This is a genomic window from Pseudomonas sp. 8BK, assembly GCF_902506475.1.
GTDB lineage: Bacteria > Pseudomonadota > Gammaproteobacteria > Pseudomonadales > Pseudomonadaceae > Aquipseudomonas > Aquipseudomonas anguilliseptica.
Genome location: NZ_LR733252.1, coordinates 2,107,572 through 2,133,670, shown reverse-complemented (window position 1 = coordinate 2,133,670; position 26,099 = coordinate 2,107,572). Strand labels below are relative to the sequence as shown.

Below are 26,099 nucleotides of genomic sequence, written 5' to 3'. Positions count from 1 at the left end.
AGGCATGATGGTGCGGTTTACACGGCTGTTCTTGGGGGTTGCTGCATTATTGGCGATGAGTGGCGCGCAGGCGGCACAATGGCGTCTGGTCAAGGATGAGGCGGGAATCCAGGTCTATTTGCAGCAGATTCCTGGTTCAAGTTTTCAGGCATTTCGTGGGGTTACGCGCATGCGGGTGACAATGCCTAGGCTTTTGGCCTTACAGGATGATGTCAGTGCGGCATGTGCCTGGATTCATGCCTGCAGCGAGCAGAAGCTGCTCAAACATGACGGCGATCTGAGTTGGGCCTACAGCCGTTTTCATACGCCTTGGCCGGTACAGGCGCGTGATTCGATCCTGCAGGTGACCACCACGCGTGATGCCGATGGTAGCGTAACCCGCACCTTGCATGGCGTTGCTGATTATTTGCCGTTGCAGCAAGGCTTTGTGCGGGTCAGTAAGGTGGAAGGCTTCTGGAGCCTTACGCCGCGCGAGGACGAAATCGAAGTGGTCTATCAGGTGCATTCCGAGCCTGGCGGCAGTGTGCCGGCCTGGTTGGCCAACAGCTTTGTCGTGGATGCACCGTTCAATACCTTACAAGGGCTGCGTCAGTTGGCTGAACAACCTTATTCAGCGCAATAAAAAAGGCTGCTCAAGAGCAGCCTTTTTGTGCGGCGATAACTGAATTACTTCTTCATGTCGCGCTGCGTGTAGCCGGTGTACAGCTGGCGTGGACGGCCAATTTTGTACGGGCTGGAGAGCATTTCTTTCCAGTGCGAGATCCAGCCGACGGTCCGCGCCAGGGCGAAGATCACGGTGAACATGCTGGTCGGAATGCCGATAGCCTTGAGGATGATGCCCGAGTAGAAGTCGACGTTCGGGTACAGATTGCGCTCTTTGAAGTACGGATCGGTCAGGGCGATCTCTTCCAATCGCATGGCCAGTGCCAGCTGCGGATCGTTGGTGATACCCAGTTCTTTCAGTACTTCGTCGCAGGTCTGCTTCATTACGGTGGCGCGCGGGTCACGATTTTTGTAAACGCGGTGACCGAAGCCCATGAGTTTGAACGGATCGTCCTTGTCTTTAGCCTTGGCGATAAAGGTGTCGATATTGTCGACACTGCCAATCTCGTCAAGCATGGCCAAAACAGCTTCGTTAGCGCCGCCATGCGCCGGGCCCCAGAGGGCAGCAATACCTGCCGCGATACAGGCAAACGGGTTGGCGCCCGAAGAGCCTGCCAGGCGGACGGTGGACGTCGAGGCATTTTGCTCATGGTCGGCGTGCAGGATAAAGATCTTATCCATGGCCTTGGCCAGCACCGGGCTGATCGGTTTGATCTCGCACGGGGTGTTGAACATCATGTGCAGGAAGTTTTCCGCGTAGTTCAGGTCGTTACGCGGATACATCATCGGCTGACCCATGGAGTACTTATAGGTCATGGCCGCGATGGTTGGCATCTTGGCGATCAGGCGCATGGCCGAAACTTCGCGGTGATGCGGGTTCTTGATGTCCAGGGAGTCGTGATAGAAGGCTGAAAGCGCGCCTACTACACCGCACATAATGGCCATCGGGTGAGCGTCACGGCGGAAGCCGTTGAAGAAAGTCTTCAGTTGCTCGTGAACCATGGTGTGGTTCTTGATGGTGCTGACGAACTTGGCTTTCTCTTCTGCGTTCGGCAGTTCGCCGTTCAGCAGCAGATAGCAGGTTTCCAGGTAATCGGATTGCTCTGCCAGCTGTTCAATGGGGTAGCCGCGGTGCAGCAGGATGCCCTGATCGCCGTCGATATAGGTGATCTTCGACTCGCACGAGGCGGTGGACATAAAGCCAGGATCAAATGTGAAACGGCCCGTGGCGGTTAAGCCCCGCACGTCAATTACATCGGGACCAACGGTGCCGGTTAAAATGGGCAGCTCGACGGGGGCTGCGCCCTCGATGATCAACTGCGCTTTTTTGTCAGCCATGTTTGGCCTCCTAGTTATGCTTGAAATCATCTGACTGCCCCCCACGCAGGGCCCGCACCACTATAGTGAGATAAATTCGAATGTCAATTTGCGAAAACCCAGGCGGCAGAAGGGTTTGCGGGTTTTTTTCGGGCTTTTAAAGCGGTTCTTTACGCCATTTATTAGAGGTGTGCAATGCGCTTTTAGGTAGGGGGCTTTGCGTTGTCATTAGTAACCTAACTGTCTATACTCTGCGCCCAGCTACCAAGGGCTTTAGCCTGTCTTTTGGTGGCTGTCACTCCTTGGGTGATGGGTACCTGACCAGTGCACTTCCCGACAACTTTGCCCTGATAGTTAGGGGCTCTCAGTGTGATAAAAAAGCCGTGAATAGCCAAAGACCTGTAAACCTCGACCTTAGGACGATCAAACTTCCTATCACTGGCGTTACGTCATTCCTTCACCGCGTTTCTGGAATCATTCTGTTTTTCGGCATTGCCGTGCTGCTGTACGGGCTCGACAAGTCGCTGACATCTGCAGAAGGTTTTGCCGAGGTGAAAGAGTGCTTGACCAGCCCGCTGGCCAAGTTTGTGATTTGGGGGCTGTTGTCCGCTCTGCTGTACCACCTGGTGGCCGGTATTCGCCACTTGATCATGGACATGGGCATCGGTGAGACGCTGGAAGGCGGCAAGCTGGGTTCGAAAATCGTTATCGTCGTTTCGACGATCGTGATCCTGCTGCTGGGGGTGTGGATATGGTAACCAACGTCACGAACTTCTCGCGTTCGGGTCTTTATGACTGGATGGCGCAGCGTGTATCTGCTGTCGTCCTCGCGGCTTATGTGCTTTTCCTGCTGGGCTATGTGGTGTGCAACCCGGGCCTGGGTTATGCCGAATGGCAGGCGCTGTTCTCCAATAACGCAATGCGTATCTTCAGTCTGTTGACCCTAGTGGCGCTCAGCGTTCACGCCTGGGTTGGCATGTGGACAATTTCCACCGACTACCTGACGCCAATGGCGCTGGGTAAGTGGGCGACTGTTGTGCGTTTTCTGTTCCAGGCTGCGTGTGGCGTTGCCATGTTCGCGATGTTCGTCTGGGGCGTGCAGATTTTTTGGGGTAACTGATCCATGACAAGCATTCGCACTCTTTCTTATGACGCCATTATTGTGGGTGGCGGTGGTGCAGGCATGCGTGCCGCGCTGCAACTGGCTCAGGGCGGCCACAAGACCGCTGTAGTCACAAAGGTTTTCCCGACTCGTTCGCACACTGTATCTGCTCAGGGTGGTATCACTTGCGCCATCGCTTCGGCCGATCCGAACGACGATTGGCGCTGGCACATGTACGACACCGTCAAGGGTTCCGACTATATCGGTGACCAGGACGCTATCGAATACATGTGTTCCGTGGGTCCAGAGGCCGTATTCGAACTGGAACACATGGGGCTGCCGTTTTCCCGTACCGAACAGGGCCGCATCTATCAGCGTCCGTTCGGTGGCCAGTCCAAAGGTCCGAATAACCCAACTCAGGCAGCGCGGACCTGTGCTGCTGCTGACCGTACCGGTCACGCCCTGCTGCACACCTTGTACCAGGCCAACCTCAAGGCTGGCACCTCGTTCCTTAACGAGTGGTACGCAGTTGACCTGGTGAAAAACCAGGACGGCGCGATTGTCGGTGTCATTGCCATCTGCATTGAAAACGGCGAGACCGTTTACATTCGCTCCAAGGCTGTGGTTCTGGCCACTGGCGGTGCGGGCCGTATCTACGCCTCCACTACCAACGCCCTGATCAATACCGGTGATGGCGTGGGCATGGCCCTGCGCGCTGGTGTGCCGGTGCAGGACATCGAGATGTGGCAGTTCCACCCGACCGGTATTGCCGGTGCTGGTGTACTGGTTACTGAAGGTTGTCGTGGCGAAGGTGGTTATCTGATCAACGCCCATGGCGAGCGTTTCATGGAGCGCTATGCGCCGAACGCTAAAGACCTGGCTGGTCGCGACGTGGTTGCCCGCTCGATGGTCAAGGAAGTCATCGCTGGCAACGGCTGTGGCCCGGACAAGGACCACGTACTGCTGAAGCTCGACCACCTTGGTGAAGACGTGCTGCACAGCCGTCTGCCAGGCATCTGTGAGCTGTCGAAGACTTTCGCTCACGTCGACCCGGTCGTTGCTCCGGTTCCGGTCATCCCGACCTGCCACTACATGATGGGCGGCGTGCCGACCAACATTCACGGTCAGGCCATCACCCAGGATGCCAACGGCAACGACAAGATCATCGAAGGCCTGTTCGCCGTGGGCGAAGTGGCGTGCGTATCGGTGCACGGTGCCAACCGTCTGGGTGGTAACTCGCTGCTCGACTTGGTTGTGTTTGGTCGCGCTGCCGGCCTGCACCTGGAAAAAGCGCTGAAAGAAGGCGTGGAAGTCCGTGGTGCCAGCGAAACCGACATCGAGCTGTCGCTCAAGCGTCTGGCGGGCGTCAACGAACGCACCACTGGCGAAGATGTCGCGCCGCTGCGTAAAGAGCTGCAACAGTGCATGCAAAACTACTTCGGTGTATTCCGCACCGGTGAGTACATGCAGAAGGGCATCGCCCAACTGGCCGACCTGCGTGAGCGGATCGCGACTGTCAAGATCGCGGACAAGAGCCAGGCATTTAACACTGCGCGTATCGAAGCATTGGAACTGCAAAACCTTCTCGAAGTGGCAGAAGCCACAGCGATCGCTGCCGAGGTTCGTAAAGAATCCCGTGGTGCTCACGCTCGTGAAGACTTCGAAGAACGTGACGACGAAAACTGGCTGTGCCATTCCCTGTATATCCCAGGTGAAAAGCGCGTGAGCAAGCGTTCGGTCAACTTCTCGCCGAAGACAGTTCCAGCGTTTGAACCCAAGGTCCGGACTTATTAAGGGTGCCTGATATGTCGCAAGCCAATCTGTTGCAAGTAAGCGTTTATCGTTACAACCCGGAAAAAGATGCTGCTCCGTTTATGCAGGATTTCCAGGTCGACACCGGCGGCAAGGACATCATGGTTCTTGACGTACTGGCGCTGATCAAGGAACAGGACGAGGGTTTCTCCTATCGTCGTTCCTGCCGTGAAGGCGTGTGCGGTTCCGATGGCATGAACATCAATGGCAAGAATGGCCTGGCCTGCATCACGCCGATCTCGGCGGCTGGCCTGAAAGGCGGCAAGCTGGTAATTCGTCCGCTGCCTGGCCTGCCGGTCATCCGTGACCTGGCTGTTGATATGAGCATCTTCTACAAGCAGTACGAGAAGGTGCAGCCATACCTGCAGAACAACACGCCGGCTCCGGCCATCGAGCGTCTGCAGTCGCCGGAAGAGCGTGAGAAGCTGGATGGTCTGTACGAGTGCATCCTGTGCGCGTGCTGCTCGACCAGCTGCCCGTCGTTCTGGTGGAATCCCGACAAGTTCCTCGGTCCAGCTGCGCTGCTGCAGGCGTATCGTTTCCTGGCGGACAGCCGTGATACCCAGACCGAACAGCGTCTGGCGTCGCTGGATGATCCGTTCAGTGTGTTCCGTTGCCGCGGCATCATGAACTGCGTGAACGTCTGCCCTAAGGGTCTCAACCCGACCAAGGCGATCGGCCACGTACGTAACATGTTGCTGCAAAGCGGTACCTGATTCACGGTTGTTTGCTAGACCTGTAACACCTGCGGCGCTGCTTTCAACCCAGCGCCGTAGTTTTAGCCAGGGCTGCTGCTCACAAAGCGGTGGTTCTTAATTTGAAAAATATGACGACCAGCAGGGGCATCCGGGCTGGTGCCCGGACTATCTGCGGGATCCGTAGTGGCTTACCAGTCGCTGCTTCAGGACTGACAGCCATGCGGTTTCTTCGCCGGTGGTGTCCCCTTACCGAGGGTGACCAAGCATGCAAGAAAGCGTGATGCAGCGCATGTGGGACAGTGCCCACCTATCCGGTGGTAACGCTGCCTATGTGGAAGAGCTCTATGAGCTTTACCTGCACGATCCCAACGCTGTGCCAGAAGAGTGGCGCACTTACTTCCAGAAGTTGCCGACCGACGGCAGCGCCGCCACAGACGTATCGCACTCAACGATTCGCGATCATTTCGTCCTGCTCGCTAAAAATCAGCGCCGCGCCCAACCGGTGTCCGCTGGCAGCGTCAGCAGTGAGCACGAGAAGAAGCAAGTCGAAGTGCTACGCCTGATTCAGGCTTATCGCATGCGCGGCCATCAGGCTGCCCAGCTCGATCCGCTTGGCCTCTGGAAGCGTCCTGTGCCGGCTGACCTGGCAATCAATCACTATGGTCTGACCGATGCCGACCTGGACACTACCTTCCGTACCGGTGGGCTGTTCATTGGCAAGGAAGAGGCTACTCTGCGCGAAATTCGCGATGCGTTGCAGCAGACATATTGCCGCACCATCGGCGCCGAGTTCACCCATATCGTTGATTCCGAGCAGCGCAGCTGGTTCCAGCAGCGTCTGGAAAGCGTGCGTGGTCGCCCACAATTTTCAGTTGAGGTGCAGAGCCACCTACTTGAACGCCTGACCGCAGCTGAAGGTCTGGAAAAGTACCTGGGCACCAAGTATCCAGGCACCAAGCGTTTCGGTCTGGAAGGCGGCGAGAGCCTGATTCCGCTGCTCGATGAGCTGATTCAGCGTTCCGGTTCCTACGGCACCAAGGAAATCGTGATCGGCATGGCCCACCGTGGCCGCCTCAACGTACTGGTCAACACCTTCGGCAAGAACCCGCGCGACCTGTTCGACGAGTTCGAAGGCAAGAAAACCGAAGGCCTGTCCTCCGGTGACGTGAAATACCACCAGGGTTTCTCCTCCAACGTGATGACCGCTGGCGGTGAAGTACACCTGGCGATGGCATTCAACCCGTCCCACCTGGAGATCGTTTCTCCAGTGGTCGAAGGTTCCGTACGCGCCCGTCAGGACCGTCGCAGCGATGCCAGTGGCGAAAAAGTGCTGCCGGTTTCCCTGCACGGTGATGCGGCCTTCGCCGGTCAGGGTGTGGTCATGGAAACCTTCCAGATGTCGCAGACCCGTGGCTTCAAGACGGGCGGCACCATCCATATCGTGATCAACAACCAGGTCGGCTTCACCATCAGCAACCCGCTGGACTCGCGTTCCACCGAGTACTGCACCGATGTGGCGAAGATGATTCAGGCGCCGATCCTGCACGTGAACGGCGATGATCCGGAAGCGGTGCTGTTCGTCACCCAGCTGGCTGTCGATTACCGCATGCAGTACAAGCGTGACGTGGTCATCGACCTGGTCTGCTACCGCCGTCGCGGTCACAACGAGGCCGACGAGCCGAGCGGCACCCAGCCGATCATGTATCAGCAAATTACCAAACAGCGCACCACCCGTGAGCTGTATGCTGAAGTGCTGACTGCTGCCGCGCGTCAGTCGGCCGATGAGGTGCAGGCCAAGATCGACGAGTACCGCACTGCGCTGGACAACGGTCAGCATGTGGTCAAGAGCCTGGTCAAAGAGCCGAACAAGGAGTTGTTCGTCGATTGGCGTCCGTACCTGGGGCACGCCTGGACCGCGCGTCACGACACGCGTTTCGAGCTGAAAACCCTGCAGGAACTGTCCAACAAGCTGCTGGAAATTCCGGAAGGCTTCGTGGTGCAGCGCCAGGTCGCGAAAATCCTCGAAGACCGCCAGAAGATGAGCGCAGGTGCACTGCCGATCAACTGGGGCTACGCCGAAACCATGGCCTACGCCACCCTGTTGTTCGAAGGCCATCCGATTCGCATGACCGGCCAGGACATCGGCCGCGGCACCTTCTCGCACCGTCACGCGGTGCTGCACAACCAGAAGGATGCCAGCACCCATCTGCCGCTGCAGAACCTCTACCAGGGGCAGCCGCGTTTCGACCTGTACGACTCTTTCCTTTCGGAAGAAGCCGTGCTGGCCTTCGAGTATGGCTACGCGACCACGCAGCCGCAGTCGCTGGTGATCTGGGAAGCACAGTTCGGCGACTTCGCCAACGGTGCCCAGGTGGTGTTCGATCAGTTCATTTCCAGTGGCGAGCACAAGTGGGGCCGTCTGTGCGGCCTGACCATGCTGCTGCCGCACGGTTATGAAGGGCAGGGGCCTGAGCACAGCTCGGCGCGTCTGGAGCGTTATCTGCAGCTGTGCGCCGAGCACAACATGCAGGTGGCGGTACCGACCACCCCAGCGCAGATCTACCACTTGCTGCGTCGTCAGGTGATTCGCCCGCTGCGCAAGCCATTGGTCGTATTGACGCCGAAGTCGCTGCTGCGCCACAAATTGGCCATCTCGACTCTGGAAGATCTGGCCGAAGGCTCGTTCCAGACCGTGATTCCGGAGATCGATGCCATCGATCCGAAGAAAGTCGAGCGTCTGATTCTGTGCAGCGGCAAGGTTTACTACGACTTGCTCGAGAAGCGCCGCAACGAAGGCCGCGAAGACATCGCCATCGTGCGTATCGAGCAGCTCTATCCGTTCCCGGAAGATGATCTGGCCGAGGCAATTGCCCCGTACAAGAACCTCAAGCACATCGTCTGGTGTCAGGAAGAGCCGATGAACCAGGGCGCCTGGTACTGCAGCCAGCATCACATGCGTCGCGTGGCGACAGCGCACAAGAAAGCGCTGTTCCTCGAGTACGCCGGTCGTGATGCGTCTGCTGCACCGGCCTGTGGTTATGCATCGATGCACGCCGAACAGCAGGAAAAACTCCTGCAAGACGCCTTTACTGTTTAACGCCTTCGCGCAACAGGCGGTCAACTGGGCCGCCTGCTAGAAGAAACCGAATTTAAGGAACCACACACAATGGCTATCGAGATCAAAGCCCCTACTTTCCCGGAATCGGTTGCCGACGGCACCGTGGCCACTTGGCACAAGAAGCCGGGCGATGCGGTCAAGCGCGACGAACTGATCGTCGACATCGAAACCGACAAGGTAGTGATCGAAGTGCTGGCCGAGGCCGATGGCGTCCTCGCGCAAATCATCAAGAATGAAGGCGACACCGTTCTGTCCAATGAACTGCTCGGTACCCTGGGTGAGGGCGGCGCTGCTGCTCCTGTGCCGGCTGTTGCCGCTCAGGCTGCTGCACCTGCCGCCGCTGCACCAGCTGCTGCCGCAGGCGACGACCAGATCCTCTCCCCAGCTGCGCGCAAGATCGCCGAAGAAAATGGCATTGACCCGAACAGCATTGCTGGCACCGGTAAAGGCGGTCGTGTAACCAAGGAAGATGTGGTTGCTGCCGTTGAAGCGAAGAAGAACGCGCCGGCTGCTGCACCTGCCGCCAAGCCTGCCGCGCCTGCTGCTGCTGCGCCGGTATTCGCCACTGGCGACCGCACCGAGAAGCGCGTGCCGATGACCCGTCTGCGTGCCAAGATCGCCGAGCGTCTGGTCGAAGCTCAGTCCTCCATGGCCATGCTGACCACCTTCAACGAAGTCGACATGACCGAAGTCATGGCGCTGCGTTCGAAGTACAAGGACCTGTTCGAGAAGAGCCACAATGGCGTGCGCCTGGGCTTTATGTCGTTCTTCGTCAAGGCCGCTACCGAGGCGCTGAAGCGTTTCCCGGCAGTCAACGCCTCGATCGACGGTAACGACATCGTTTACCACGGCTACGCCGACATTGGTGTTGCCGTGTCCAGCGACCGTGGCCTGGTAGTCCCGGTGCTGCGTAATGCCGAGCTGATGAGCTTGGCTGAAATCGAGAACGGCATCGCCACCTTCGGCAAAAAAGCCAAAGACGGCAAACTGTCGATCGAAGAAATGACCGGCGGCACCTTCACCATCACCAATGGTGGTACTTTCGGTTCGATGATGTCGACGCCGATCGTCAACCCACCGCAAGCCGCGATTCTGGGTATGCACAACATCATCCAGCGTCCGATGGCCGTGAATGGTCAGGTGGTTATCCGTCCGATGATGTACCTGGCGTTGTCCTACGACCACCGCCTGATCGATGGTAAGGAAGCCGTGACCTTCCTGGTGACCATCAAGAACTTGCTGGAAGACCCGGCGCGTCTGCTGCTGGACATCTAAAAGCCAGTTTCTCCCACGGCGGCCCTCTAATCAGGGCCGTCCGGTTTATTCGAGAAGGAATACGTTATGACCCAGAAATTCGACGTGGTAGTCATCGGTGCCGGCCCTGGTGGCTACGTAGCCGCCATCAAAGCAGCTCAGCTCGGCTTGAAGACTGCATGCATCGAGAAGTACCAGGATAAAGAGGGCAAGGTTGCGCTCGGTGGTACTTGCCTGAACGTCGGTTGCATTCCCTCCAAGGCGCTGCTGGACAGCTCCTGGAAGTACCACGAAGCGCACGAAGGCTTTGCCATTCACGGTATCGAAGCCAAAGGCGTAACCATCGACGTGCCAGCGATGATCGGTCGTAAGGCCAACATCGTGAAAAATCTCACTGGCGGCGTTGCCACGCTGTTCAAGGCCAATGGCGTGACCCTGCTCGAAGGTCACGGCAAGCTGCTGGCGAACAAGCAGGTTGAAGTCACCGGTTCCGATGGCAAGACGCAGATCGTCGAAGCCGAGAACGTGATTCTGGCCTCCGGTTCCAAACCAATCGACATTCCGCCAGCTCCGGTTGACCAGGACGTGATCGTTGATTCCACTGGTGCTTTGGAATTCCAGAGTGTGCCGAAGAAGCTGGGCGTGATCGGCGCTGGCGTAATCGGTCTGGAACTGGGTTCGGTCTGGGCTCGCCTGGGCGCTGAAGTGACTGTGCTGGAAGCGCTGGACAAGTTCCTCCCGGCTGCCGATGAGCAGATCGCCAAGGAAGCGCTGAAAACCTTCACCAAGCAAGGCCTGAAAATCCGCCTGGGCGCTCGCGTTACCGGTTCGGAAGTGAAGAAGAAGCAGGTTACCGTCAACTTCACCGACGCCGAAGGCGAGCAGAAGATCGTGTTCGACAAGCTGATTGTTGCAGTCGGCCGCCGTCCCGTGACCACCGACCTGCTGGCGGCCGACAGCGGCGTCGACATGGACGAGCGTGGCTTCATCTTCGTTGACGACCAGTGCGCCACCAGCGTACCGGGCGTTTACGCCATTGGTGACGTGGTGCGCGGCGCGATGCTGGCTCACAAAGCCTCGGAAGAGGGCATCATGGTTGCCGAGCGCATCGCCGGCCACAAAGCCCAGATGAACTACGACCTGATCCCGTCGGTTATCTACACCCATCCGGAAATCGCATGGGTCGGTAAAACCGAGCAGCAGCTGAAGACCGAAGGCGTTGCCGTTAACGTCGGCACCTTCCCGTTCGCTGCCAGCGGTCGCGCCATGGCGGCCAACGACACCGGCGGTATGGTCAAGGTGATCGCCGATGCCACCACCGACCGCGTTCTGGGTGTACACGTGATTGGCCCAAGCGCTGCCGAACTGGTTCAGCAGGGTGCAATCGGTATGGAGTTCGGCACCAGCGCCGAGGATCTGGGAATGATGGTGTTCTCCCACCCGACGCTGTCCGAAGCGCTGCATGAAGCTGCTCTGGCAGTGAATGGCCACGCCATCCACATCGCCAACCGCAAGAAGCGTTAAGACGTTGTTTGTTTGAGCGGATGCCTTCACCGGCGTTGTGTACCGGTGAAGGTGCAGCTCAACAGGAAGAACCACGGCCGACTGCCCGCGTACAGCTCAGGTTCTGCGCGGAACGTCAGCCGGATTGCTGCAGAAGCAGTCACAGGTGGTGCGGCATCACAAGTGCAGCACCGTATGCGCAATACCTAAACGAAGACGGTAGACAAGCATGAATCTCCACGAGTATCAGGGTAAGCAGCTGTTCGCTGAATACGGCCTGCCCGTATCCAAGGGCTTCGCGGTAGACACCCCGGAAGAAGCCGCAGCAGCCTGCGAAAAAATCGGTGGCAGCGAGTGGGTCGTCAAGGCTCAAGTCCACGCTGGTGGCCGCGGTAAAGCGGGCGGCGTGAAGCTGGTTAAGAACAAAGAAGACGCCAAAGCCTTCGCCGCCAACTGGCTGGGCAAGCGTCTGGTGACTTACCAGACAGATGCCAACGGTCAGCCAGTGACCAAGATCCTGGTCGAGTCCTGCACCGACATCGCCAAGGAGCTGTACCTGGGCGCGGTCGTTGACCGTTCCAGCCGTCGCATCGTGTTCATGGCTTCCACCGAAGGTGGCGTGGACATCGAGAAAGTGGCGCACGACACCCCTGAGAAGATCCTCAAGGCGACCATCGACCCGCTGGTCGGCGCTCAGCCGTTCCAGGGCCGCGAGCTGGCATTCCAGCTGGGCCTGGAAGGTGATCAGATCAAGCAGTTCACCCAGATCTTCGTTGGCCTGGCCAAGCTGTTCCAGGACTACGACCTGGCTCTGCTGGAAGTGAACCCGCTGGTAATCAAGGCTGACGGCAACCTGCATTGCCTCGACGCCAAGATCAACATCGACAGCAACGCCCTGTACCGTCAGCCGAAGCTGCGCGCCATGCACGATCCGTCCCAGGACGATCCGCGTGAAGCCCACGCTGCCAAGTTCGAACTGAACTATGTAGCGCTGGAAGGCAACATCGGTTGCATGGTCAACGGTGCTGGCCTGGCCATGGGCACCATGGACATCGTCAACCTGCACGGCGGCAAGCCAGCCAACTTCCTCGACGTAGGTGGCGGCGCAACCAAAGAGCGCGTGACCGAAGCCTTCAAGATCATCCTGTCCGACAGCAACGTGGCTGCCGTACTGGTAAACATCTTCGGCGGTATCGTTCGTTGCGACATGATTGCCGAAGGCATCATTGGTGCAGTGAAAGAAGTCGGCGTGAAAATCCCGGTTGTCGTCCGTCTGGAAGGCAACAACGCTGAACTGGGCGCTAAAGTCCTGGCAGAAAGCGGCCTGAACATCATCGCGGCAACCAGCCTGACCGACGCTGCTCAGCAAGTCGTCAAAGCTGCGGAGGGCAAGTAATGAGCGTCCTGATCAATAAAGACACCAAAGTTATCTGCCAGGGCTTCACCGGCTCGCAGGGTACTTTCCACTCCGAACAAGCCATCGCCTACGGCACCAAGATGGTTGGCGGCGTGACTCCGGGCAAAGGCGGCACCACTCACCTGAATCTGCCGGTGTTCAACACCGTGCGTGAAGCAGTCGAGCAGACTGGCGCCACCGCCAGCGTGATCTACGTTCCGGCTCCGTTCTGCAAGGACTCGATCCTTGAAGCGGCCATGGGCGGCATCAAGCTGATCGTTTGCATCACCGAAGGCATCGCGACCATCGACATGCTGGAAGCCAAGGTCAAGTGCGACGAGCTGGGCGTGGTCCTGATCGGCCCGAACTGTCCAGGCGTGATCACGCCGGGCGAGTGCAAGATCGGCATCATGCCAGGCCACATCCACCTGCCAGGCAAAGTCGGCATCGTCTCGCGTTCCGGCACCCTGACTTACGAAGCCGTCAAGCAGACCACTGACGCCGGTTTCGGTCAGTCCACCTGCGTCGGCATCGGTGGTGACCCGATCCCGGGCTCCAACTTCATCGACATCCTGAAGCTGTTCCAGGAAGACCCGAAGACCGAAGCGATCGTGATGATCGGTGAGATCGGCGGTTCGGCTGAAGAAGAAGCTGCTGCTTACATCAAGGCCAACGTGACCAAGCCAGTAGTGTCCTACATCGCTGGTGTAACCGCTCCGGCGGGCAAGCGTATGGGCCACGCCGGCGCAATCATCTCCGGCGGCAAGGGTACTGCAGACGAGAAGTTCGCAGCCCTGCAAGACGCCGGTGTGAAAACCGTGCGTTCCCTGGCTGACATCGGCAAGGCTCTGGCCGAGCTGACCGGTTGGGAAGTCAAAAACGCCTAAGCGTTGCTGACTGCTCATGAAAGGCCACCTTCGGGTGGCCTTTTTTATTGCGGCCAGGGATGAACTGTTGCTGATGCGACAGCTTTTTTCACCAGTCCGACAGCCTGACCTGTGCCAGTGCCGCTGTCGCGTCAATTTCGTTAGGCTTGCAACTATTAGCGCCTGCTCCGCCACAAGCGGTTCAGGGTGCTGCAGTGGCCCCGCTTAACCGGCTGGGTGACGTTTCCCCCGATCCATCGGGAAACCCTCGGAACCTTTAACTTTCTGCCTGTGGTATTCCCTTCTATGACTCGTTTGAAAGGCTCGGATCTCCTGGCCCTTGGTTTTATGACGTTTGCGCTGTTCCTGGGCGCCGGCAACATCATCTTTCCGCCTAGCGCCGGTATGGCGGCGGGCGAGAACATTGGCCTGGCGGCGTTGGGCTTTCTGCTCACCGGTGTCGGCTTGCCGCTGCTGACCATCGTTGCCCTGGCGCGTGTCGGCGGTGGTATGGCGTTGCTCACCGCACCGTTAGGCAAGCGCGCCGGCGTGCTGTTTGCCGTTGCGGTTTACCTGGCCATCGGCCCGTTGTTTGCCACGCCGCGCACGGCTGTGGTGTCGTTCGAGATGGGCGTCGCCCCGTTCAGCGGCAATAACAGCACAGCGTTGCTGCTCTATACCCTGGCCTACTTTGCTGCGGTGTTGTTCCTGTCCCTTAATCCCGGGCAACTGGTGGATCGCATCGGCAAGTACATCACCCCGGTGCTGCTGGCTGCGCTGTTGGTATTGGGCGGTGCGGCGTTGCTGGTTCCCGCAGGGGAGATCGGTCAGGTATCGCCTGATTATCAGAGTGCGCCCTTTGTGCAGGGTTTTCTGCAGGGTTACCTGACCATGGATACCCTCGGTGCGCTGGTGTTCGGCATCGTGATTGCCACCGCGATTCGTGACCATGGTGTGACCGACGGCAAGCTGATTACCCGTTACTCGGTGATTGCCGGCCTGATCGCTGCAGTCGGCCTGTCGCTGGTCTACCTGGCGCTGTTCTACCTCGGTGCGACTAGCCAAGGGATTGCCGGTGAGGCACAGAACGGCGTGCAGATTCTTACAGCCTATGTGCAGCACACCTTCGGCACGGCCGGCAGCCTGCTGTTGGCCGTGGTTATTACCCTGGCCTGCCTGACCACGGCTGTGGGGCTGTTGACGGCCTGTGGTGAGTTCTTCAGCGGCCTGTTGCCGGTTTCTTACCGTGCAGTTGTGATCACCTTCGGTCTGTTCAGTCTGTTGGTGGCCAATCAGGGCCTGACCCAACTGATCAGCTTCTCGATTCCGGTACTGGTTGGTTTGTACCCATTGGCCATCGTACTGGTGGCGCTGAGCCTGCTGGATGATCTGTGGTGCTCGTCGGCGCGGGTATTCCGCCCGGTTATGGCGGTTACTCTGGTGTTTGGTCTGGTTGACGGTATTGCTGCCGCGGGCGGCAAGACGCTGGTCCCAAGCTTCTTCAGCCAATTGCCGCTGGCTGACCAGAGCCTCGGCTGGCTGTTGCCGGTGCTGCTGACCCTGGCCGTGGCTGTTGTGGTGGACCGCGTACTGGGTATGCCGAAAACTGCGGCAGCTTAAGTTCGGCTGCTTAGCCTCTGCTGTTTACCCTAGGCCGCTCATTGAGCGGCCTTTTTGTTGGCCAGCTGAAAGCCAGGCCTGTCTATAATCGGCGCAGGTTAACAAGGAGTCTGCATGCCAATCAGTGACTACTACCTACCGCACCTGCTTGCCGTTCTCTGGTTTGTCGTCTGCTGGGCCGGTTACACCCGTTACGCCCAGGCCAAGGGTCGCACCACGCCATGCCTGGCCAGCGTGCTGCACCTGTACCGCGAAGACTGGATGCGTCGCATGCTGCTGCGCGACAACCGCATAGCCGATGCCAACGTGATCGGCAACCTGGAACGCAACGCCTCATTCTTTGCCTCGAGTACGCTGATCATCCTCGCCGGTATTCTGACCGTGCTTGGCGCCTCTGATCGCGCGGTATCACTGCTGGCCGATCTGCCGTTTGTCCAGGCGGCCAGTCGTGAGCTGTCCGAAGTCAAACTACTGTGCCTGGGGGTGGTATTTGTCTACGCCTTCTTTACCTTCAGCTGGTGCATGCGTCAGTACAACTTCGCCGCCGTGCTGGTGGGATCTGCGCCGATGGTGGGCGAGCGGCACGTGACGGAGCAGGAGCGCAAGGCCTTTGCCGAACGCACCGCGCGGGTGATCTCGATGGCTGCCAACCAGTTCAACCAGGGTTTGCGTGCCTATTACTTCGGCATGGCAACCCTGGCCTGGTTTATCAACCCATGGTTTTTCATGCTGGTCAGCGCAGGTGTGGTATTGGTGTTGTACCGCCGTGAGTTTCACTCCGATGTACTGGAAGTGATGGTCTACACCCAGACCCCGGCGTTCGAATCGCCCAAGGAGAAAAGCGAATGAGCATCCCATTCTGGTGCATCTTTACCAGTGCATTACTGATCTTTATCGCCAAGGCCCCGGTGGCCAAGGCCATGGCGAAGGAGGGTGACGGCCATTACGACAATCACCATCCACGCGCTCAGCAAGCACGTCTGACCGGCTTTGGCGCGCGAGCCCTGGCTGCGCACCTGAACAGTTTTGAAGCGTTTCCGCTGTTTGCCGTTGGCGTACTGATGGCCCATGTGACCAGTAGCCACGGCGTTCTAGTGGATGTCTTGGCCGTTACCTTCGTTGTGGCGCGGGTGCTCTATCTGTTCTTTTACTGGGCTGACTTGCACTGGCAGCGCAGTCTGGTCTGGGTGGTCGGGCTGCTGTGTAGCCTGCTGCTGATGCTTACCCCGGCGCTTTGATTGCGCCATAAACAAACAGGCCCGCATCAGCGGGCCTGTTTGATTCAGCTGGAAGGCTTATTGGCCATCGACAGCGTCTTTGACTTCATCGCCAGCGTCGTTGATGGCCTCAGCTGCATCATTGGCAGCGTCTTCGATTTTCTCGCCAGTGGTTGGCTCGGTGCCCATCACCTCATCAGCTTTCTGCTCGATGGCTTCGCCGGTTTCTTCAACGGCATCACCCAAGGATTCGATGGCTTCAGCAGCGGACTCCTTGGCCGACTCTACTTTGTCTTCCGGGGTTTTCTCGCAGGCTGCCAGGCCGAGCATGGCGGCGAGAAGCAGGGCATAGGTGAATGGCTTTTGCACGGTTAGTACTCCTTGTAATGTAGAAATCAATGCCGGGTCGCCCGGGCATAGCCATTAAACAGTGCAGTTTCGCCGAAGTTCCCTATTAATTTGCCGGCAGTTCTCGTCAGCAGGTCGGCTCCGTGGTGCCGGGCCTGGTGTCTGCGAGTATCATGCTCACCCTTTGTACAGTTGTCCTGAGTCTGAAGTCATGAGTGATTCTCCTATTGCTGCGCGGGCGCAGCGTTTTCTATCGGTCCTGCGTCATTGCCAGGTGCTCGGTATAAGTGTGCACCGCGCTGATGCGCAGGGGCTGATCCTGCGTTTGCCCTACAGCCCACAGATTGTTGGTAACCCGGAAACCGGTGTGATCCACGGTGGTGCGATCACCACACTGATGGACACCACCTGCGGCATTTCCACCGTGTGCGTGCTGCCTGAGTTCGAAATCTGCCCGACTCTCGATCTGCGCATCGATTACATGCGCCCGGCAGAGCCGAACAAGGATGTATTTGGTTTCGCTGAGTGCTACCGGGTGACCGAGAACATTATCTTTACCCGCGGCTATGCCTATCAGGACAATCCCGATGAGCCGATTGCCCATGTGGTCGGTGCCTTTATGCGCATGGGTAAACCTGCCGATCTGCAACGCACTGCCAAGGGAGCTGGCCAATGAGCACGCTGAACCTCAACCAGCTGGTGCGCGAAGCCCACGAGCAGAATAACTACGACTCGCTGATCAGTCTGATTCCCTACGCCAAATTGCTCGGTATCGAGTGCCTGCGCCTGGGCGATGACATGGTGTTTCGCCTGCCGGCCAACCAGGACAATATCGGTAACCCGACCTTACCCGCGCTGCATGGTGGGGTGATCGCCGGTTTTATGGAGCATTCGGCGATGCTTCACCTGCTGATGTTTATGGGCATTCCACATTTGCCGAAAATCATCGACTTCTCGATAGATTACCTTCGCGCCGGCCATTATCGTGACACCTTCGTGCAATGCCAGGTGTGGCGCCAGGGTCGCCGGGTCGCCAACGTGGCCATTACCGCCTGGCAAACCAACCAGACCGAGCCGATTGCCACGGCGCGGGCGCACTTTAAGGTCGATGAACCTTGAGGGCAGTTGGGTCTGCGGATAACCCCTTGTTTAACTATCACTAAGGATTACTGAATGGATGCGCTGCTGATTCTGGGTGGCTTGCTGCTGATACTCGCCGGGTTGGTCTGGCTGGTGATGCGCGCCTTTGCTACCAGCCTGCTGTGGGGCTGGGCCAGTTTCCTGCCGCCGTTCACCTTGCTGTATGTACTGCGTCATTGGCGCTCGGCGCGGCCAGCGCTAGCCTTGGCTAGTTTGGGGATTATTCCGCTGGTGGTCGGTCTGACGTTACTGGCCAATCATGATGCGCAACGTCTGGAGGCCATCCTCAGCCTCAAGTGGCTCAAGCCTGAGGTGCAGGCACCGGCCGAGCTGGCTATTGATCTGCGTGGTGAGTTGAATGGCCGGCCATTTGCGCCACAGCAGGCCGAGTTGCTCGACGGCGTATTGAGCTTGCGCGAGGGGCAGGATTTCTTCGCCCAGAGCGAACTGGTGATTCGTCTGCCGAAAGTCGACAGGGGCCCGGTACGGTTCGATGTGTTACCGGCCGATAAAGGCATACTGCCGGAGGTGGAAATCAGCTGGTTACTGCCTGAGCAGGAGTTGCCCGAAGCGCGGCGCTTGAGCCGCGGCTACACCTTGCATCTGGACCTGCAGCCGGTGCCGCCGAACAAGCTGGCCGGTGATTTCCACCTGGTACTGCCGCCGCAGTTCAAAACCACCCTGAGCGGCAAGCTTGAGCTGTTCCGCAATGGCCTGCGTTATCAGGGCGATACAGTCGATCGCCAGTTCGACTCGCTGGATACCGTCAGCCATGTGATTCAGGATTACTTGGAGCGCCGCTTTGCCACTCGCCGGGTGGAGTTGTTGCCGATCGGTAATTTGAACTTTCCACTGCAGAGGGTTGATCTAAACATCCAGGCACGGATCAACGGTGAGCTGCAGCAATTGCCGATTCTGTTGCAGAAGCAGGACAAGCGTGGCTGGCAGGTTGCTGCCGATAGTTTTCCGCCGTTACCTAGCGCCGTTGCGCCGCCTGTTGCCGAGGCCAAACCGGCTGCAGTGGCGGTAGTCGTTCCGGAGCGCGTCAGCCGGCCCCTGGATCGGCGCGTGCGCTTCAGCCTCGATGGCTTGCTGCGCAGTCCCAACCGTTATGAAAACCTCAGCATGCGTGCAACCACCGAGCGTGGTAACAGTGCCGAAGGGCGTTTCCATGGTATCGATCAGGACGGGCGGATCATTCTGCGTCAGCGCATGAGCGGGCAAGGTGAGGTCAGTTACAGCCTGCTGCCGGAAGAAATTACTCGCATCGAGTTGCTTGAGCCCTGAGCCAAGCACTTGAAATCTCACAACATGCCCCCACCTGTATGACATCCGCCGCACTGCGGCTTCGTCAACAACGTGGAGTAAGAGAGCATGAGTGTGGAAACTCAAAAAGAAACCCTGGGCTTCCAGACCGAGGTGAAGCAACTGCTTCACCTGATGATCCATTCGCTGTATTCGAACAAGGAAATCTTCCTTCGCGAACTGATTTCCAACGCATCGGATGCCACCGACAAGCTGCGTTTCGAAGCGCTGGCCAAGCCTGAGCTGCTCGAAGGCGGCGCTGAACTGAAAATTCGCGTCAGCTTCGACAAGGACGCCAAGACCGTTACCCTCGAAGACAACGGCATCGGCATGAGTCGCGAAGATGCGATCACTCATCTGGGCACCATCGCCAAATCCGGCACCGCTGATTTCATGAAGCACCTGACCGGCGATCAGAAGAAGGATTCGCATCTGATCGGTCAGTTCGGTGTGGGCTTCTACTCGGCCTTTATCGTTGCCGACAAGGTTGATGTGTACAGCCGCCGCGCCGGTAGCCCGGCCAGCGAAGGCGTGCACTGGTCGAGTAAAGGCGAGGGCGAGTTCGAAGTTGCCACCGTTGAAAAAGCCGAGCGCGGTACCCGTATCGTCCTGCACCTGAAAGCCGGCGAAGACGAGTTCGCCGATGGCTGGCGTCTGCGCAACATCATCAAGAAATACTCCGACCATATCGCCTTGCCGATCGAGCTGCCGAAAGAGTTCCATGGTGAGGAGAAGGACAAGCCAGCCGAAGTTGAGTGGGAAACCGTCAACCGTGCCAGCGCCCTGTGGACCCGTCCGCGTACCGAGATCAAGGACGAGGAATACCAGGAGTTCTACAAGCACATCGGCCACGATTTCGAGAACCCGCTGAGCTGGAGCCACAACAAGGTCGAAGGCAAGCTGGAGTACACCTCGCTGCTCTACACCCCAGCCCGTGCGCCGTTCGATCTGTATCAGCGTGAAGCGCCGCGTGGCCTGAAACTTTATGTGCAGCGCGTATTCGTCATGGATCAGGCCGAGTCGTTCCTGCCGCTGTACCTGCGCTTTATCAAAGGCGTGGTCGACTCCAACGACCTGTCGCTGAACGTATCCCGCGAAATCCTGCAGAAAGACCCGATCATCGACTCGATGAAGTCGGCGCTGACCAAGCGCGTGCTGGATATGCTGGAAAAACTGGCGAAGAACGAGCCTGAGCAATACAAGAGCTTCTGGAAGAACTTCGGCCAGGTGCTCAAGGAAGGTCCGGCAGAAGACTTCGCCAACAAGGAGAAGATCGCCGGCCTGCTGCGCTTTGCCTCCACCCGTACTGAAGATGGCGAGCAGAGCGTGGGCCTGGGCGAGTACATCGCGCGCATGGCCGAAGGTCAGGACAAGGTCTACTACCTGACTGGCGAATCCTATGCCCAGGTGAAGAACAGCCCGCACCTGGAAGTGTTCCGCAAGAAAGGCATCGAAGTGCTGCTGCTCACCGACCGTATCGATGAGTGGCTGATGAGCTACCTGACCGAGTTCGACGGCAAACATTTCGTCGACGTGGCCCGTGGCGATCTGGACCTCGGCAAGCTGGATTCGGAAGAAGACAAGAAGGCCCAGGAGGAAGTCGCCAAGGCCAAAGAAGGTCTGGTCGAGCGTCTGAAAACTGCGCTGGGTGAGCAGGTTGCCGATGTACGCGTTTCGCACCGCCTGACCGATTCGCCAGCCATCCTGGCCATTGGTGAGCAGGACCTGGGCCTGCAGATGCGCCAGATCCTCGAAGCCAGCGGGCAGAAGGTGCCGGATTCCAAGCCGATCTTCGAATTCAACCCAAGCCACCCACTGATCGAGAAGCTGGATGCCGAGGCCGATGAAGATCGCTTTGCCGACCTCAGTCATATCCTCTTCGACCAGGCTGCCCTGGCCGCCGGCGACAACCTGAAAGACCCGGCCGCTTATGTGCAGCGGCTGAACAAGCTGCTGGTCGAGCTGTCTGCCTGATCTGCGTAAACCCGAAAAAGCCCGCGAAAGCGGGCTTTTTTGTCGGTGTTTGATTGACACACCGGACAGCCTCGTTTGTCATGCTGTCATTGCGCCACTGGTGCGCATGCACAACCGATGCAGTCTTGGGGTGGTATGCAGTTTCTTGATCAGTTGTTTATTGCCGGTGCCGATCCCAGCGTACTGGTACTCAGCAATTACGACCCGTTACTGGTGCTGATGTCGCTGTGCATTGCCGTATTCACCTCAGGCATGGCCCTGCAGCTGGCAGGCGTGGCCCGCGACAGTGAAACCGCCTGGTGGCGACAGATCACCATTCTGACTGGCTCGCTGGCCCTGGGTGCTGGAGTCTGGGCTATGCACTTTCTCGGCATGCTGGCGTTTCAGCTGTGCGCCGAGGTGCGTTTTGATCTCGACGTCACCTTGCTTTCAATGTTGCCGAGCCTGGCGGCTTCATGGGTGGCGTTGACGGTGTTGGCGCGGCGCAACCTGAGCCTGCTGCAGTTGTGTATCGGCGGCGGGCTGGTCGGCGCTGGGATTGGCGCAATGCATTACAGCGGCATGGCCGCGATGCAGATGGCGCCGCTGCTGCGCTACGACCCCTGGATGTTTGCCCTGTCGATTCTGGTGGCGGTCGGCCTGGCCATTCTCGCCCTGTGGGTGCGCTTTGGTCTGGAAGGCCGTTTGCCGGCGCTCTGGGCCTTGCTGATTAGCGCGTTGGTGATGGGCCTGGCGATCAGTGGCATGCATTACACCGGTATGGAGGCGGCCCGCTTTGTTGGTGCGGCCGAGTCCGAGCAGCCGATTGCCGTGGTTGACAGCCTGTACCTGGGCAGTGCGATTTCGCTGATTACCGTTGCCCTGACGGTCTTTGTCGTGGCGGCTAATGCGCTGCTGCGCTATCGCCGCCTGAGCCTGCAGCTGCAGGCCAGCGAGCAGCATTTACGTTCAATCTTCGACACCGCACTCGACTCGATCCTGACGGTCGACCACCACGGCATTATTCGCTCGGCCAACCGAGCCGCTATCCGTCTGCTGGGCTGGAAGCCCGATGAGCTGGTCGGTTTGCCGATCCGCCGTCTGCTCAACGAGCATGATGGCAACGTCTATGCGGCGCACCTGCGCAACTACCTGGAGAACGGCACTCTGGCATTGTCGGGTGCCGAGCAGGAATTGCACTGCATTGCCAGCGATGGTCAGGCCAAGCCGGTACGCATCAGCGTCGGTGTGACTCGCTCGGGAAATCACCCGCTGTTTGTGGTGTTCGTCAACGACATCAGCGGGCGTATCCAGATGGAGCAGGCGCTGCGTGAGAGTGAACAGCAGTACCGTTCGCTGATCAGCAATATCCCTGGGGTTTCCTTCCGCTGCCTGCTGGATAGCGACTGGACCATGCTGTTTGTCAGCGATGCGGTACAGACTCTCACGGGTTGGAGTGCCGATGACTTCATCAGCAAACGCCAGTCGATTGCTGCGCTCTATCATCCTGACGACTATCAACCGGTGGCCGATCAAGTGCTGGCCGCCATTGAGCAGCGGCGCAATTACACCGTCGAATATCGTCTGTTCGACCGCGATGGCAAGGAACACTGGATCTGGGAAAGCGGCAGTGCTGTATGCGATGAGCAGGGCATACCGCGCTGGATCGACGGGGTGCTGCTTGATCAGACCGAAACCAAGCTGCGTAACGCCGAGTACGAAGGCAAGGTCAATGCCATCAGCAAGGCCATGGCACTGGTTGAATTTGATCTGCAAGGCCGTGTGCTGGAGATCAATGACAACGCGCTGGATCTGTTTGGTTACACGCGTGCCGAGGTGACCGGCCAGAATCACAGTCTGTTCTGCGATCCGCTGTATGCCGACAGTGACGACTACCGCCAGTTCTGGGCGGCCTTAGGCAATGGGCAGTTCTCTGCCGGGGAGTACCGGCGTATCGCCCGTGGCGGCCGTGAGGTGTGGATTCAGGCGACCTACAACCCGATTCTCGATACCGACGGCAAACCTTTCAAGGTGGTCAAACTGGCCACTGACCTGACGCCGCGCCGGCTTATGGAGCAGGAAACCCGTGCCGCGCGTGACCGTGCCGAAGCCGCGGCTGCGGCGCGCAGCAGTTTCCTGGCGAATATGAGCCATGAAATTCGCACGCCGATGAACGCCATCATCGGTTTTACCGAGCTGCTGATCGGCACGCCATTGGCCGATGATCAGCGCCGCCATCTGCAGACCGTGCAACAGGCCTCACGCTCGTTGCTCGGCTTGCTCAACGACATCCTCGATACTGCCAAGCTCGACCGCGGTGCGATTGAGCTGGAAGACCTGGACTTCTCCCTGCGCGAACTGTGCGAGCAGGTCTGCGCCACCCAGCGTCTGGCCGCAGAGAACAAGGGCCTGGCGTTGCAGCTGGAGTACTCGGCGCAGCTGCTGGAGTTCTACCGAGGCGACGCCCTGCGTCTGCAACAGGTGTTGACCAATCTGCTGGGCAATGCGGTGAAATTCACTGCCCAGGGCCGGGTCTGCCTGCGCGTGCAGGGCGAAGCCGGGGCGATCCGCCTGATTGTCGAAGACAGTGGCATCGGTATTGCCGCCGACCGTCTGGAGAAAATCTTCGAGCCCTTTGCTCAAGCCGATGCCTCGATGAGTCGGCGATTCGGCGGTACAGGCTTGGGCACCACCATCTCGCGGCAGCTGGTCGAGCTTATGGGTGGGCGCTTGCGGGTGGAAAGTACTTTGGGCGAGGGCAGCCGTTTTATCGTCGAGCTGCCTTTGCGCGCCGGCCAGCAGCTGGCTCCGCAGGTACGTCAGGCGCTGCCGCAACTGGCGGCATTGCATATTCTGGCCGCCGACGATGTACCGCAGAACCTGGAGCTGTTGCAGCTCAACCTGCAGCGTCTGGGCCACCAGGTTACCTGCGTTGCCGATGGGCAGGCGGCAGTCGAGGCCTTTATCAGCGGTCGTTTTGATCTGGTGCTGATGGATGTACAGATGCCCCTGGTCGATGGCCTGGAGGCCTCCCGGCGTATCCGTGCGCTGGAAGCCACTCAGCAGCGTGTGCAACTCCCGATCATTGCCTTGACCGCCAGCGTGCTGGATCAGGATCGTCAGGCCGCGCTGGATGCCGGGATGAACGGCTTTGCCTCCAAGCCCCTCGATTTGCCTGCCTTGCTGGCGGAAATGGCGCGCCTGCTGGGTACGACTCAGGAACCAGGCGCTGTCGAGCGTACTACCGCAGCAACGAGCGGGCTGTTTGACTGGCAACGCGGGGCCAGTCTCTGGGGTGGGCCGGTACAGATGAGCCAGGCGATTCAGCGCTTTCTGGCCGAGCAGGACGCGCTGGTCGAGCAACTGGGCAGCATGCTGGAGAAGAATGACTGGGATACCGGGCGCAGTCTGGCACACCGTTTCCGTGGTGCGGCGGCCAATCTGGCGCTGACCCACCTGTCCGGTCTGGGGCAGGCTATCGAGCAGGCGTTCAACCGGCGCGAGGGGCTGCATTTGCGCAGCCTGCTACAGGAGTTGTCGCGCGCCCTGGGGGCTGTTGTCGAAGCCTTGCCGCAGGTGCCAGAGACGACTACTGAGACGCAGACGCTGGACCTTGAGCAACTGCGTGCAGCGCTGCTGCGTTTGCAACACGCCGTCAGCCGTGGCGGGCTGGATGATCAGGCATTGGACTGTTTGAGCCTGGGGCTGCAGGGCGCGCAGCAGAAAAAGGTCTTGGCGCGTATCCGCCAGGCACTGGATGATTTTGACTTTGAGCAGGCGCAGCAAGCACTTAGCGAACTGCAGCAGCAGTTGCATGACGAGGAAAGCCAGACACCATGATTACCCCAGTCGATGCCCGCCCGTTGCTCCTGCTGGTTGACGATGAGGCCACCAACCTGCAGGTGCTGCGGCATATCCTGCAGGAGGACTATCGCCTGCTGTTTGCCAAGGACGGCGGCAAAGCCCTGGAGATGGCTGAGCGTGAGCGACCGGATCTGATCCTGCTGGATGTGATGATGCCGGGTATGACCGGCTATGAGGTGTGTCAGGCACTCAAGGCTCAGGCGCATCTGGAAGCGGTTCCGGTGATCTTTGTCACCGCCCTGGCCGATGTTGAGGATGAAGCACGCGGCTTTGCCGTGGGCGCAGTCGATTACATCACCAAGCCGGTCAGCCCGCCGATCGTGCGTGCCCGGGTGCGTACACACCTGTCACTGGTGCGCATGGATGAGTTGCGCCAGACCCGCCTACAGATCGTTCAGCGCCTCGGTATGGCGGCCGAATACAAGGACAACGAAACCGGCTTGCACGTGATTCGCATGAGCCATTTCTCCAAGGTGCTGGCCCTGGCCGCAGGCTTCAGCGAAGCGGCCGCCGAAGAACTGCTCAATGCCGCGCCGATGCACGATGTTGGCAAGATCGGCATTCCCGATGCGGTGTTGCGTAAGCCGGGCAAGCTCGATGAGCAGGAGTGGGTAGTGATGCGCCAACACGTCGAGATCGGCGCACGGATTATTGGCGAGCATGCCTCGGGCCTGTTGCGTACCGCGCAGCGCATTGCCCTGTCGCACCACGAGAAGTGGGATGGTACGGGCTACCCCAATGGCCTGAGCGGCGAGGACATCCCGCTGGAGGGGCGCATCGTGGCGATTGCTGATGTGTTCGATGCGCTGACCAGCGTACGTCCCTACAAGACCGCCTGGTCGGTTGAAGAAGCCGTCGGCCTGCTGTGCGAAGAGAGCGGCAAACACTTCGATCCGCAGCTGGTCGAGCTGTTTATTCAGCAGCTGCCGGCGATTCTGGAAATCAAGGAACGCTGGGCCGAGCAGGGTTGAGACGGTAACAGG

General features: G+C 59.0%; 21 protein-coding genes. 19 read left to right on the top strand and 2 right to left on the bottom strand.

All coding sequences use genetic code 11. The features are described 5' to 3' along the window. Positions 1–7: 7 nt before the first annotated feature. Complete coding sequence (locus ACIN8IBEIGE_RS09750; protein WP_160014460.1) at positions 8–622, top strand: START domain-containing protein; 615 nt, start codon at positions 8–10, stop codon at positions 620–622. 44 nt (positions 623–666) lie between these two features. On the opposite strand, the gene gltA is transcribed toward ACIN8IBEIGE_RS09750, so the two are convergent. Then, positions 667–1,941, bottom strand: a complete 1,275-nt coding sequence (gene gltA, locus ACIN8IBEIGE_RS09745) for a citrate synthase (RefSeq protein WP_160014459.1) — start codon at positions 1,939–1,941, stop codon at positions 667–669. A 362-nt stretch (positions 1,942–2,303) separates the two neighbouring features. Here gltA and sdhC point away from each other — a divergent pair, with 362 nt between their 5' ends. The 12 genes from sdhC to ACIN8IBEIGE_RS09685 all read left to right on the top strand — a co-directional run bounded on the left by sdhC (position 2,304) and on the right by ACIN8IBEIGE_RS09685 (position 16,527). Further along, positions 2,304–2,678, top strand: a complete 375-nt coding sequence (gene sdhC, locus ACIN8IBEIGE_RS09740) for a succinate dehydrogenase, cytochrome b556 subunit (RefSeq protein ID WP_160014458.1) — start codon at positions 2,304–2,306, stop codon at positions 2,676–2,678. Further along, positions 2,672–3,040 carry a succinate dehydrogenase, hydrophobic membrane anchor protein gene (gene sdhD / locus ACIN8IBEIGE_RS09735; protein WP_090386123.1) on the top strand — a complete coding sequence of 123 codons (369 nt, stop codon included), beginning with the start codon at positions 2,672–2,674 and terminating at the stop codon, positions 3,038–3,040. Before sdhC ends, sdhD begins: the two co-directional genes overlap by 7 nt. Before the next feature lie 3 nt (positions 3,041–3,043). Then, positions 3,044–4,816: a succinate dehydrogenase flavoprotein subunit gene (gene sdhA / locus ACIN8IBEIGE_RS09730; protein WP_160014457.1), complete on the top strand. Its 1,773-nt coding sequence runs from the start codon at positions 3,044–3,046 to the stop codon at positions 4,814–4,816. A gap of 26 nt (positions 4,817–4,842) precedes the next feature. Next, positions 4,843–5,550: a succinate dehydrogenase iron-sulfur subunit gene (locus tag ACIN8IBEIGE_RS09725; protein WP_160016353.1), complete on the top strand. Its 708-nt coding sequence runs from the start codon at positions 4,843–4,845 to the stop codon at positions 5,548–5,550. A gap of 247 nt (positions 5,551–5,797) precedes the next feature. Further along, the gene (locus ACIN8IBEIGE_RS09720; protein WP_160014456.1) at positions 5,798–8,629 is read left to right on the top strand and encodes a 2-oxoglutarate dehydrogenase E1 component; all 2,832 of its coding nucleotides are present in this window, start codon (positions 5,798–5,800) and stop codon (positions 8,627–8,629) included. Positions 8,630–8,698: 69 nt separating this feature from the next. Continuing rightward, on the top strand, positions 8,699–9,925 hold the full coding sequence (odhB, locus tag ACIN8IBEIGE_RS09715; protein WP_160014455.1) for a 2-oxoglutarate dehydrogenase complex dihydrolipoyllysine-residue succinyltransferase: 1,227 nt from the start codon (positions 8,699–8,701) through the stop codon (positions 9,923–9,925). 66 nt (positions 9,926–9,991) lie between these two features. Beyond that, positions 9,992–11,428 carry a dihydrolipoyl dehydrogenase gene (lpdA, locus tag ACIN8IBEIGE_RS09710; RefSeq protein ID WP_090386137.1) on the top strand — a complete coding sequence of 479 codons (1,437 nt, stop codon included), beginning with the start codon at positions 9,992–9,994 and terminating at the stop codon, positions 11,426–11,428. 208 nt (positions 11,429–11,636) lie between these two features. Continuing rightward, the gene (gene sucC / locus ACIN8IBEIGE_RS09705) at positions 11,637–12,803 is read left to right on the top strand and encodes an ADP-forming succinate--CoA ligase subunit beta (RefSeq protein ID WP_090386140.1); all 1,167 of its coding nucleotides are present in this window, start codon (positions 11,637–11,639) and stop codon (positions 12,801–12,803) included. Further along, on the top strand, positions 12,803–13,690 hold the full coding sequence (sucD, locus tag ACIN8IBEIGE_RS09700) for a succinate--CoA ligase subunit alpha (protein ID WP_090386142.1): 888 nt from the start codon (positions 12,803–12,805) through the stop codon (positions 13,688–13,690). The genes sucC and sucD overlap by 1 nt, the downstream gene beginning before the upstream one ends. Before the next feature lie 285 nt (positions 13,691–13,975). Next, positions 13,976–15,289: a branched-chain amino acid transport system II carrier protein gene (gene brnQ / locus ACIN8IBEIGE_RS09695; protein ID WP_160014454.1), complete on the top strand. Its 1,314-nt coding sequence runs from the start codon at positions 13,976–13,978 to the stop codon at positions 15,287–15,289. 114 nt (positions 15,290–15,403) lie between these two features. Continuing rightward, entirely contained in the window at positions 15,404–16,138 is a 735-nt protein-coding gene (locus ACIN8IBEIGE_RS09690; protein ID WP_090253295.1) for a DUF599 domain-containing protein, read from the top strand. Then, a complete protein-coding gene (locus ACIN8IBEIGE_RS09685; protein ID WP_160014453.1) occupies positions 16,135–16,527 on the top strand; it encodes an MAPEG family protein in 393 nt (130 codons plus the stop codon). The genes ACIN8IBEIGE_RS09690 and ACIN8IBEIGE_RS09685 overlap by 4 nt, the downstream gene beginning before the upstream one ends. Before the next feature lie 57 nt (positions 16,528–16,584). Here ACIN8IBEIGE_RS09685 and ACIN8IBEIGE_RS09680 read toward each other — a convergent pair whose 3' ends face one another. Then, a complete protein-coding gene (locus ACIN8IBEIGE_RS09680) occupies positions 16,585–16,875 on the bottom strand; it encodes a hypothetical protein (RefSeq protein ID WP_160014452.1) in 291 nt (96 codons plus the stop codon). A 190-nt stretch (positions 16,876–17,065) separates the two neighbouring features. Between ACIN8IBEIGE_RS09680 and ACIN8IBEIGE_RS09675 the strand changes: the two genes are divergently transcribed. The 6 genes from ACIN8IBEIGE_RS09675 (at position 17,066) to ACIN8IBEIGE_RS09650 (ending at position 26,087) form a co-directional block, all read left to right on the top strand. Beyond that, positions 17,066–17,530 (top strand): PaaI family thioesterase, encoded by a 465-nt coding sequence (locus ACIN8IBEIGE_RS09675; RefSeq protein WP_160014451.1) that lies wholly within the window; start codon positions 17,066–17,068, stop codon positions 17,528–17,530. Continuing rightward, a complete protein-coding gene (locus ACIN8IBEIGE_RS09670; protein WP_090253305.1) occupies positions 17,527–17,973 on the top strand; it encodes a PaaI family thioesterase in 447 nt (148 codons plus the stop codon). Before ACIN8IBEIGE_RS09675 ends, ACIN8IBEIGE_RS09670 begins: the two co-directional genes overlap by 4 nt. Positions 17,974–18,027: 54 nt before the next feature. Next, positions 18,028–19,281, top strand: coding sequence for an MFS transporter (locus ACIN8IBEIGE_RS09665; protein ID WP_160014450.1), 1,254 nt, complete (start codon positions 18,028–18,030; stop codon positions 19,279–19,281). A gap of 87 nt (positions 19,282–19,368) precedes the next feature. Next, positions 19,369–21,273: a molecular chaperone HtpG gene (gene htpG, locus ACIN8IBEIGE_RS09660; RefSeq protein ID WP_160014449.1), complete on the top strand. Its 1,905-nt coding sequence runs from the start codon at positions 19,369–19,371 to the stop codon at positions 21,271–21,273. Between the two features lie 117 nt (positions 21,274–21,390). Then, on the top strand, positions 21,391–25,092 hold the full coding sequence (locus tag ACIN8IBEIGE_RS09655; protein WP_256665082.1) for a PAS domain S-box protein: 3,702 nt from the start codon (positions 21,391–21,393) through the stop codon (positions 25,090–25,092). Continuing rightward, on the top strand, positions 25,089–26,087 hold the full coding sequence (locus ACIN8IBEIGE_RS09650; RefSeq protein ID WP_160014448.1) for a two-component system response regulator: 999 nt from the start codon (positions 25,089–25,091) through the stop codon (positions 26,085–26,087). The genes ACIN8IBEIGE_RS09655 and ACIN8IBEIGE_RS09650 overlap by 4 nt, the downstream gene beginning before the upstream one ends. Positions 26,088–26,099: the final 12 nt, after the last annotated feature.